9 protein-coding genes are annotated in these 9766 nt (G+C 60.7%); 7 read left to right on the plus strand and 2 right to left on the minus strand.

Annotated elements, in window-relative coordinates; genetic code table 11:
* The first annotated feature begins 63 nt into the window (after positions 1–63).
* Positions 64–927 carry an aldose 1-epimerase gene (locus ACW9JC_RS25765; protein ID WP_457458509.1) on the plus strand — a complete coding sequence of 288 codons (864 nt, stop codon included), beginning with the start codon at positions 64–66 and terminating at the stop codon, positions 925–927.
* On the opposite strand, the gene ACW9JC_RS25770 is transcribed toward ACW9JC_RS25765, so the two are convergent.
* Positions 922–1725 carry a sulfite exporter TauE/SafE family protein gene (locus ACW9JC_RS25770; protein ID WP_457458511.1) on the minus strand — a complete coding sequence of 268 codons (804 nt, stop codon included), beginning with the start codon at positions 1723–1725 and terminating at the stop codon, positions 922–924. The genes ACW9JC_RS25765 and ACW9JC_RS25770 overlap by 6 nt on opposite strands.
* 162 nt (positions 1726–1887) lie before the next feature.
* Here ACW9JC_RS25770 and ACW9JC_RS25775 point away from each other — a divergent pair, with 162 nt between their 5' ends.
* A complete protein-coding gene (locus tag ACW9JC_RS25775; protein WP_457458501.1) occupies positions 1888–2751 on the plus strand; it encodes an MBL fold metallo-hydrolase in 864 nt (287 codons plus the stop codon).
* 111 nt (positions 2752–2862) lie between these two features.
* On the opposite strand, the gene bkdR is transcribed toward ACW9JC_RS25775, so the two are convergent.
* The gene (gene bkdR, locus ACW9JC_RS25780) at positions 2863–3351 is read right to left on the minus strand and encodes a Bkd operon transcriptional regulator BkdR (protein WP_007915088.1); all 489 of its coding nucleotides are present in this window, start codon (positions 3349–3351) and stop codon (positions 2863–2865) included.
* 184 nt (positions 3352–3535) lie between these two features.
* On the opposite strand from bkdR, the gene ACW9JC_RS25785 reads away from it, so the two are divergent.
* From ACW9JC_RS25785 to ACW9JC_RS25805, 5 genes are all read left to right on the plus strand, one after another.
* Positions 3536–4771 (plus strand): thiamine pyrophosphate-dependent enzyme, encoded by a 1236-nt coding sequence (locus ACW9JC_RS25785; protein WP_457458503.1) that lies wholly within the window; start codon positions 3536–3538, stop codon positions 4769–4771.
* A 1-nt stretch (position 4772) separates the two neighbouring features.
* Positions 4773–5831, plus strand: a complete 1059-nt coding sequence (locus ACW9JC_RS25790; protein WP_338586402.1) for an alpha-ketoacid dehydrogenase subunit beta — start codon at positions 4773–4775, stop codon at positions 5829–5831.
* Positions 5832–7103, plus strand: coding sequence for a dihydrolipoamide acetyltransferase family protein (locus ACW9JC_RS25795; RefSeq protein WP_457458505.1), 1272 nt, complete (start codon positions 5832–5834; stop codon positions 7101–7103).
* Between the two features lie 3 nt (positions 7104–7106).
* The gene (gene lpdA / locus ACW9JC_RS25800) at positions 7107–8489 is read left to right on the plus strand and encodes a dihydrolipoyl dehydrogenase (RefSeq protein ID WP_457458507.1); all 1383 of its coding nucleotides are present in this window, start codon (positions 7107–7109) and stop codon (positions 8487–8489) included.
* Between the two features lie 232 nt (positions 8490–8721).
* Complete coding sequence (locus tag ACW9JC_RS25805) at positions 8722–9741, plus strand: branched-chain amino acid aminotransferase (protein WP_416127198.1); 1020 nt, start codon at positions 8722–8724, stop codon at positions 9739–9741.
* The last annotated feature ends 25 nt before the right edge of the window (positions 9742–9766 follow it).

The raw sequence follows: 9766 nt of genomic DNA on the forward strand, positions 1-9766 counted from the left end.
CGTTTCCCTGTAGGAGCTGCCGCAGGCTGCGATCTTTTCAACTATTCAACGCAGAACGAAAGCATGAATCTGTTCGAACTCGAAGACGAATTCACCCGCCTCACCCTCGCCCCGGAACTCGGTGGCAGCATCGTCAACTGGACCGTGCGCAGCACTGGCCAACCCTTGTTGCGCCACGCCGATACTCATGCCCTCAACACCGGTTTGCCCGGCAAGCTTGGCTGCTTTCCCTTGGTGCCTTGGTCCAACCGAATTGCCGAGGGCGGCTTCGACTGCCCCGATGGCTGGCTGGCGCTGACACCCAACAGCCTCACCGATCCACTACCGATTCACGGCAGCGCCTGGCAGCAAGCGTGGCAGGTGGTGTCTTCCACCGCGCATGAAGTGGTGCTGCAACTCGATAGCGCCTGTCCTTTCGCTTACTGCGCCCGCCAACGCTTCCATCTGAGCGAAGGCAAACTGAGCATCGAACTGAGCGTGACGCATCAGGCTGAGCAAGCCGCCTGGCATGGTCTGGGATTGCATCCGTACCTACCGCGCACCGCCAGCACCCGATTGCACGCGCCGGCCCGTCAGGTCTGGTTGTGCGACAGCACCAAACTGCCGACACAGCTCGACAGCCTGCCCGCCGATTGGGATTTCCAGTCACTCAAGTCGCTCCCCGATTCGCTGGTCGACAACGGCTTCTGCGATTGGAACGGCCGATGCCTGATCCAGCAACCGGATCTTGGGTATGAACTGGAATGCCAAGCCACCGGCAGCGATTACTACCTGCTCTACTGCCCGGTTGGCCTGGAGTTTTTCTGCATCGAGCCGGTAAGTCATCCGGTCAACGCGCATCACCTGCCCGGTCGACCAGGCTTGCGGTTACTCGAACAGGGACAAACCGCTGAACTGGGTTTCAGCCTGCAATACCGAGCCTTATAAGGCGCGCACCAGCATGTAGATGGCGACCACCAGACAGATGCTGGCAAAACCCACCTGAAGCGTCCGCGCCGGCACCTGGGCACAAAGCTTTCGGCCAATGACCATGCCGACAATGCTGGAGACGATGAAGGCAACACCCAGCCCATCAATGCGCACCCCGGCATGCAATGCTCCGATCACGCCGATGGCCGAGATCAGGCTGATCACCATCAGCGACGTGGCGATGATTCCACGCATCTGAACATCGGTCAGTTGCTTGAACGCAGGCACAATCAGAAACCCGCCGCCCACCCCCAGCAACCCTGACACGACACCGGTCACCGCCCCCAGCGCGGCGAGGGTCGCGGTGCATTTGGCGGTCCAGGAAAAGCGCCCGGTGTGCTGATCGAGCATGCAGTTCTTCTGGCCCCAGTTGGCATGCCCGTGATCGCTCGGCCCCTCGTCCTTGCGCTCACGCCGCAGCATCCGCGCAGCCACCATGACCATCAGCAGGCTGAACAGGATCATCAGGATTTTTTCCGGCAACTGATGGGCCAAGTAGATGCCCACCGGCGAAAACACCGCACCGAGCGCCGCGATCAACAATGCCGCGCGATAGCGCACCAGGCCATGCCGCAAACCATCGATGGCCCCCACCGCCGCTGCGCTGCCCACCGCGAACAGCGCAACGGGCGCCGCCGTGGTCATGCTCAATCCCAGGCCCAGCACCAACGCCGGTACGGCCAGAATGCCGCCGCCGGCCCCGGTCAAACCCAGCACCAATCCCATGACCACACCAAAAAAACTCGCCAGCAACATAAAACGCTCGTAATCCATGACAAAGGCCGGGAACGCCCGGTATCGATAGAGTGACAGGATAGAGCCCACCCGGATTTTTCGTTAACAGAATTGACGCGGGGGCTGGTCAGCGCAGGGAAAATGAAACTAACCTCATGACTTGTCCACGAAGAAACAACCCTCATGCCTGCCCTGATTGAAGCCTTTTTCGACGATGCCTCGTCCACCTACAGTTACGTGATCTACGAAGCGGATGGCGGGCAGTGTGCGATCGTCGACCCGGTGCTCGACTACAACCCGGCTGCCGGGCGAACCACCACCTTGCAGGCGGACCGGATCATCGCGTTCGTGCGCGAGCACCGCTTGCAGGTGCAGTGGCTGCTGGAAACCCACGCCCACGCCGATCACCTGTCCGCCGCGCCGTACCTGCGCCGGGAATTGGGCGGCCAGATCGCCATTGGCCAATCGATCTGCAAGGTGCAGAACGTGTTCAAGACCCTGTTCAACCTTGAGCCGGAATTTTGCATCGATGGCTCGCAGTTCGATCACCTGTTCGCCCCCGACGAAACTTTCCACATCGGCAACCTCAAGGCCACGGCGCTGCATGTGCCCGGCCATACCCCTGCGGACATGGCGTACCTGATCGGCAACGACGTGATTCTGGTGGGCGACACAATGTTCATGCCGGACGTCGGCACCGCACGCTGCGACTTTCCCGGCGGCAATGCCAATCAGATGTTCGCCTCGATCCACAAATTGCTGGCCTTCCCCGCCAGCGTGCGCCTTTACGTCTGCCACGATTACCCGCCCGAGGGCCGCACACCGCAGTGCATGACCACCGTTGGCGAACAGCGCAAAAGCAACATCCACGTGGGCGACGGCATCGACGAAGTGGCCTTCGTTGCCATGCGCACCCAGCGCGATGAGGGATTAGGCATGCCGACGCTGTTGCTGCCGGCGATTCAGGTCAATGTGCGGGCGGGGAATCTGCCGCCGGCGGAAGACAATGGCGTGATCTACCTGAAGATTCCACTTAACAAATTTTAAGAGCAAAAGATCGCAGCCTGCGGCAGCTCCTACGGGGTCCAGATGCAAAAGCGCAATCTCGGTTGCAGGTAATCAATGTAGGAGCTGGCGAAGCCTGCGATCTTTTGATCTTCAATTACCCAACGTCAGCCCATTCGCCGGCAACGGCAACGCCGTCTTATAACGCACCTGCTTCAGCGCAAAACTCGACCGAATGTTCGCCACCCCCGGCACCTTGGTCAAAAAGTCCATCATGAAGCGCTCCAGCGACTGAATGGTCGGCACCAGCACCCGGATCAAGTAATCCGGGTCGCCCGCCATCAAATAGCACTCCATCACTTCCGGCCGATCAGAAATCGCCTCTTCGAAATGCTGCAACGCTTCCTCCACCTGCTTCTCCAGGCTGACATGGATGAACACGTTCACGTGCAACCCCAGCAGGTCGGCGTCCAGCAGCGTTACCTGCTCGCGAATCAGGCCCAGTTCTTCCATCGCCTTGACCCGGTTGAAGCACGGTGTCGGCGACAGGTTGACCGAGCGTGCAAGGTCGGCGTTGGTAATCCGGGCGTTCTCCTGAAGGCTGTTGAGAATGCCGATATCGGTACGGTCCAGTTTGCGCATGAGACAAAACCACCTGTTTTTTATGTTTATGCAGATTTTTTATCTGCAAATGATCATTAGCGCAATGAAACAGAGAGAAATATTCTTCTTGGCCGGGCCTATGATTGTTGTAGGACAAGATTTCTTCTACCGAAGATTCCTGTCAGCTCACTACAAGAAATTCACAAGATCGAGCGTAGAAGCCATGACCCAAGCGTACGAACCGCTGCGCCTGCACGTCCCTGAACCTTCGGGCCGTCCCGGCTGCAAAACCGACTTCTCCTACCTGCATCTGACCGATGCCGGCACGGTGCGCAAACCCCCAATCGACGTTGAACCCGCCGAAACGGCCGATCTGGCCCGCGGCCTGATTCGCGTGCTCGACGATAAGGGCAACGCCCTGGGTCCGTGGGCCGAAGGCGTGCCCACCGAGATCCTGCGCAAAGGCATGCGCGCCATGCTCAAGACGCGGATCTACGACAACCGCATGGTGGTCGCCCAGCGTCAGAAGAAAATGTCGTTCTACATGCAGAGTCTCGGCGAAGAAGCCATCGGCAGCGCCCAGGCCCTGGCCTTGAACATCGACGACATGTGCTTCCCGACCTACCGTCAGCAAAGCATCCTGATGGCCCGCGACGTCCCGCTGGTGGACCTGATCTGCCAACTGCTGTCCAACGAGCGCGATCCGCTCAAGGGACGTCAGTTGCCGATCATGTATTCGGTGAAAGAGTCCGGTTTCTTCACCATCTCCGGCAACCTCGCGACCCAATTCATTCAGGCTGTGGGCTGGGGCATGGCCTCGGCGATCAAGGGCGAGACCAAAATCGCTTCGGCCTGGATCGGCGACGGCGCCACCGCTGAATCTGACTTCCACACCGCCCTGACTTTCGCCCACGTATACCGTGCGCCAGTGATCCTCAACGTGGTCAACAACCAGTGGGCGATCTCCACCTTCCAGGCGATTGCCGGTGGTGAAGCCACCACGTTCGCCGGTCGTGGCGTCGGTTGCGGCATCGCCTCGCTGCGAGTCGACGGTAACGATTTCTACGCGGTCTACGCCGCCTCGGCCTGGGCTGCCGAACGCGCCCGCCGCAACCTCGGCCCGACCATGATCGAATGGGTCACCTACCGCGCCGGCCCGCACTCGACCTCCGATGATCCATCCAAATACCGCCCGGCCGACGACTGGAGCCACTTCCCGTTGGGCGATCCGATCGCGCGCCTCAAGCAGCACCTGATCAAGGTCGGCCAGTGGTCCGAAGAGGAACACACCGCCGTCAGCGCCGAACTGGAAGCCGAAGTGATCGCCGCGCAGAAAGAAGCCGAGAAATTCGGCACCTTGGCCGGTGGCCAGATTCCAAGCGCCGCGACCATGTTCGAAGACGTCTACAAAGAGATGCCGGAGCACTTGAAGCGCCAGCGTCAAGAGCTGGGGATCTGACATGAACGATCACAACAACAATATCCAGTTGGACACCGCCATGACCACGACCACCATGACCATGATCCAGGCCCTGCGCTCGGCCATGGATGTGATGCTTGAGCGTGACGACAACGTCGTGGTGTTCGGCCAGGACGTCGGCTACTTCGGCGGCGTGTTCCGCTGCACCGAAGGTCTGCAGAACAAATACGGCACCTCCCGCGTGTTCGACGCGCCGATCTCCGAGAGCGGCATCGTTGGCGTCGCCGTGGGCATGGGCGCCTACGGTCTGCGCCCGGTGGCCGAGATCCAGTTCGCCGACTATGTGTACCCGGCGTCCGACCAGATCATTTCCGAAGCCGCCCGCCTGCGTTATCGCTCGGCCGGCGAGTTCACTGCTCCGATGACCCTGCGCATGCCCTGCGGCGGCGGCATTTACGGCGGCCAGACCCACAGCCAGAGCATCGAGGCGATGTTCACTCAGGTGTGCGGTCTGCGCACTGTCATGCCGTCCAACCCGTACGATGCCAAGGGCCTGCTGATCGCTTCCATCGAAAACGATGACCCGGTGATCTTCCTTGAGCCGAAACGCCTGTACAACGGCCCGTTCGACGGCCATCACGACCGCCCGGTAACCCCATGGTCGAAACACCCTGCCGCGCAAGTGCCAGATGGCTACTACACCGTGCCGCTGGACGTCGCCGCCATCACCCGTCCGGGCAAAGACGTGACCATCCTGACTTACGGCACCACCGTGTACGTCTCGCAAGTGGCCGCTGAAGAAACCGGCATCGACGCCGAAGTCATCGACCTGCGCAGCCTGTGGCCGCTGGACCTGGAAACCATCGTCAAGTCGGTGAAGAAAACCGGCCGCTGCGTAGTGGTCCATGAAGCCACCCGCACCTGCGGTTTCGGCGCCGAGCTGGTGTCGCTGGTGCAAGAACATTGCTTCCACCACCTGGAAGCGCCGATCGAACGCGTCACCGGCTGGGACACCCCCTACCCGCACGCGCAAGAGTGGGCGTATTTCCCTGGCCCGTCCCGTGTGGGCGCGGCTCTGAAACGGGTCATGGAGGTCTGAATGGGCACGCACGTTATTAAGATGCCGGACATTGGTGAAGGCATTGCAGAAGTTGAATTGTCGGTGTGGCACGTCAAGGTCGGCGACATGGTCGTCGAAGATCAGGTGCTGGCCGATGTCATGACCGATAAAGCGATGGTGGACATTCCGTCGCCGGTACATGGCAAGGTCATCGCCCTCGGCGGTCAGCCGGGGGAAGTCATGGCGGTCGGCAGTGTGCTGATCAGCATTGAAGTCGAAGGCGCGGGCAACGTTAAGGAGTCGGCGCAACCGGCACCTGTAAAAGAAGCACCGGTGGTAGCACCGAAAGTCGAAGCCGTGGTGGAAAGCAAACCGGTCGCTGCCGCAGCGCCGAAAGCTGCCGTTTGCCAGGGCCCGATGGTCGCTCGTGAAGCGGATGAACGTCCGCTGGCCTCCCCGGCCGTGCGCAAGCATGCGCTGGACTTGGGCATTCAACTGCGCCTGGTGCGTGGCACCGGCCCGGCCGGTCGCGTGTTGCATGAAGACCTAGACGCCTATCTAGCGCAAGGTCAGTCCAACGCATCGACGGTCAGCAGCGCTTACACCCAGCGCACTGACGAAGAACAAATCCCGGTGATCGGCATGCGCCGCAAGATCGCCCAGCGCATGCAGGACGCCACGCAACGCGCCGCTCACTTCAGTTACGTCGAAGAAATGGACGTCACCGCCGTGGAAGAGCTGCGCGCGCACCTCAACGAAAAACACGGTGCCACTCGCGGCAAGCTGACTTTGCTGCCGTTCCTGGTCCGCGCCATGGTCGTCGCGCTGCGCGATTTCCCGCAGATCAACGCCCGTTACGACGACGAAGCCCAGGTCATCACCCGCCTCGGCGCGGTGCATGTGGGTATCGCCACCCAGGCCGACATCGGTTTGATGGTGCCGGTGGTGCGTCACGCCGAAGCCCGCAGCCTGTGGGACAGCGCGACGGAAATCTCTCGCTTGGCCACCGCTGCGCGCAACGGCAAGGCCAGCCGCGATGAACTGTCCGGCTCGACCATCACCCTGACCAGCCTCGGCGCGTTGGGCGGCATCGTCAGCACGCCGGTGCTGAACCTGCCGGAAGTGGCGATCATTGGCGTAAACAAAATCGTCGAACGGCCGATGGTCATCAAAGGCCAGATCGTGATCCGCAAGATGATGAACCTCTCCAGCTCCTTCGATCACCGTGTGGTCGACGGCATGGACGCGGCGCTATTCATCCAGGCCATCCGTGGCTTGCTCGAACAACCCGCTACCTTGTTTGTGGAGTAACGAATGCAAACTTTGAACACCCAGTTGCTGATCATCGGAGGCGGCCCTGGCGGTTATGTAACGGCGATCCGTGCTGGTCAGTTGGGCATCCCGACCATTCTGGTGGAAGGCGAATCCCTGGGCGGCACTTGCCTGAACATCGGCTGCATTCCGTCCAAGGCGTTGATCCACGTCGCCGAGCAGTTTCACCAGACGCAACACCACAGCCAGCATTCGGCTCTGGGTATCAGCGTTTCGGCACCAACCCTCGACATCACCAAGAGCGTCGAGTGGAAGGACGGCATCGTCGATCGCCTGACTACCGGCGTCGCGGCATTGCTGAAAAAGAACAAGGTTCAGGTCGTTCAAGGCTGGGCCAAAGTGGTTGACGGTAAAACCGTCGACGTGGGCGACACGCGGATTCAATGCGAACACCTGGTGCTGGCCACCGGTTCCAAGAGCGTGAACCTGCCGATGCTGCCGATTGGCGGTCCGATCATCTCCTCCACCGAAGCGTTGGCACCAACTTCGGTTCCCAAGCGGCTGATCGTGGTCGGTGGCGGCTACATCGGTCTGGAACTGGGCATTGCCTATCGCAAGCTCGGTGCGGACGTTAGCGTGGTGGAAGCGCAGGATCGCATTCTGCCGGCCTACGATGCTGAGCTGACCCAACCGGTGCACGACGAACTGAAAAAACTCGGCGTGAAGCTTTACTTGAAACATAGCGTGCAGGGCTTTGATTCTTCGAATAATACCTTGCAAGTTCTGGAGCCGAGCGGCGACACCCTGAATCTGGAAACCGATCAGGTGCTGGTGGCCGTAGGCCGTAAACCGAACACTCAGGGCTGGAACCTCGAAGCGCTGAACCTGGACATGAACGGCTCGTCGATCAAGATCGACAACCGCTGCCAGACCAGCATGCGCAACGTGTACGCCATCGGCGACCTCAGCGGTGAACCAATGCTTGCGCACCGGGCCATGGCTCAGGGCGAGATGGTTGCCGAGCTGATCAGCGGCAAGTCCCGCGAGTTCAACCCTACCGCCATCGCCGCCGTGTGCTTCACCGACCCGGAACTGGTGGTGGTCGGCAAGACCCCGGACGAGGCCAAGGCTGCCGGCCTGGACTGCATCGTTTCCAGTTTTCCGTTCGCCGCCAATGGCCGGGCGATGACGCTGGAATCGAAAAGCGGCTTCGTGCGCGTAGTCGCCCGTCGGGACAATCATCTGATTGTCGGCTGGCAGGCGGTGGGTGTCGGGGTGTCCGAATTGTCCGCCGCGTTCGCGCAAAGCCTGGAAATGGGCGCGCGGCTGGAAGACATTGGCGGCACCATTCATGCGCATCCGACGCTGGGTGAAGCGGTGCAGGAAGCGGCGTTGCGGGCACTAGGTCATGCGCTGCACCTGTAACTGAGGTTGGCAGGGATGGCCCCATCGCCAGCAGGCTGGCTCCCACATTTGGAATGCGTTCCCCTGTGGGAGCTAGCCTGCTAGCGATTTCTTGAGGCCTGCGTGATTTATCTGTCTGTCATCCGATAGTCCGGGCTGCGAAACAGGCCCGGAATGAAGTATTGTTGTCCCCATCCAAAAAACGTCAGAAGCCTTGAACCGTTTCGACGGTTGTTCAGTGATAGAGGGTGTCATGGGTAACGAAAGCATCAATTGGGACAAGCTGGGTTTTGACTACATCAAGACCGACAAGCGCTATCTGTCGTACTTTCGCAATGGCGAGTGGGACAAAGGCACCCTGACCGAAGATAACGTGCTGCACATCAGCGAAGGCTCCACTGCCCTTCACTATGGCCAGCAATGCTTCGAGGGCATGAAGGCCTATCGTTGCAAGGACGGCTCGATCAACCTGTTCCGCCCGGACCAGAACGCCCTGCGCATGCAACGCAGCTGCGCGCGCCTGCTGATGCCGACAGTCGACACCGAGCAGTTCATCGAAGCCTGTAAAGCCGTGGTTCGCGCCAACGAGCGCTTCATCCCGCCTTACGGCACCGGCGGCGCGCTGTACCTGCGTCCGTTCGTGATCGGCGTGGGTGACAACATCGGCGTGCGCACCGCGCCCGAGTTCATCTTCTCGATCTTCTGCATCCCGGTCGGCGCCTACTTCAAGGGCGGCCTGACCCCGCACAACTTCCAGATCTCCAGCTACGACCGTGCCGCGCCGCAAGGCACCGGCGCCGCCAAGGTCGGTGGCAACTACGCCGCCAGCCTGATGCCGGGCTCCAAGGCCAAGAAAGCCAACTTCGCCGACGCCATCTACCTGGATCCGATGACCCACACCAAGATCGAGGAAGTCGGTTCGGCCAACTTCTTCGGGATCACCCACGACAACAAGTTCGTGACCCCGAACTCGCCGTCGGTACTGCCGGGCATCACCCGCCTGTCGCTGATCGAGCTGGCAAAGTCCCGTCTGGGCCTGGAAGTGGTTGAAGGTGACGTGCTGATCGACAAGCTGTCGGATTTCAAGGAAGCCGGTGCTTGCGGCACTGCTGCCGTGATCACGCCGATTGGCGGCATCGACTACAACGATCACCTGCACGTGTTCCACAGCGAAACCGAAGTCGGCCCGATCACCCAGAAGCTCTACAAAGAGCTGACCGGCGTGCAGACCGGCGACATCGAAGCGCCAGCGGGCTGGATCGTCAAGGTTTGACCTGACGCCCACCCGTAATAAAAAA

It is taken from the genome of Pseudomonas sp. SDO5591_S426 (genome assembly GCF_054070755.1).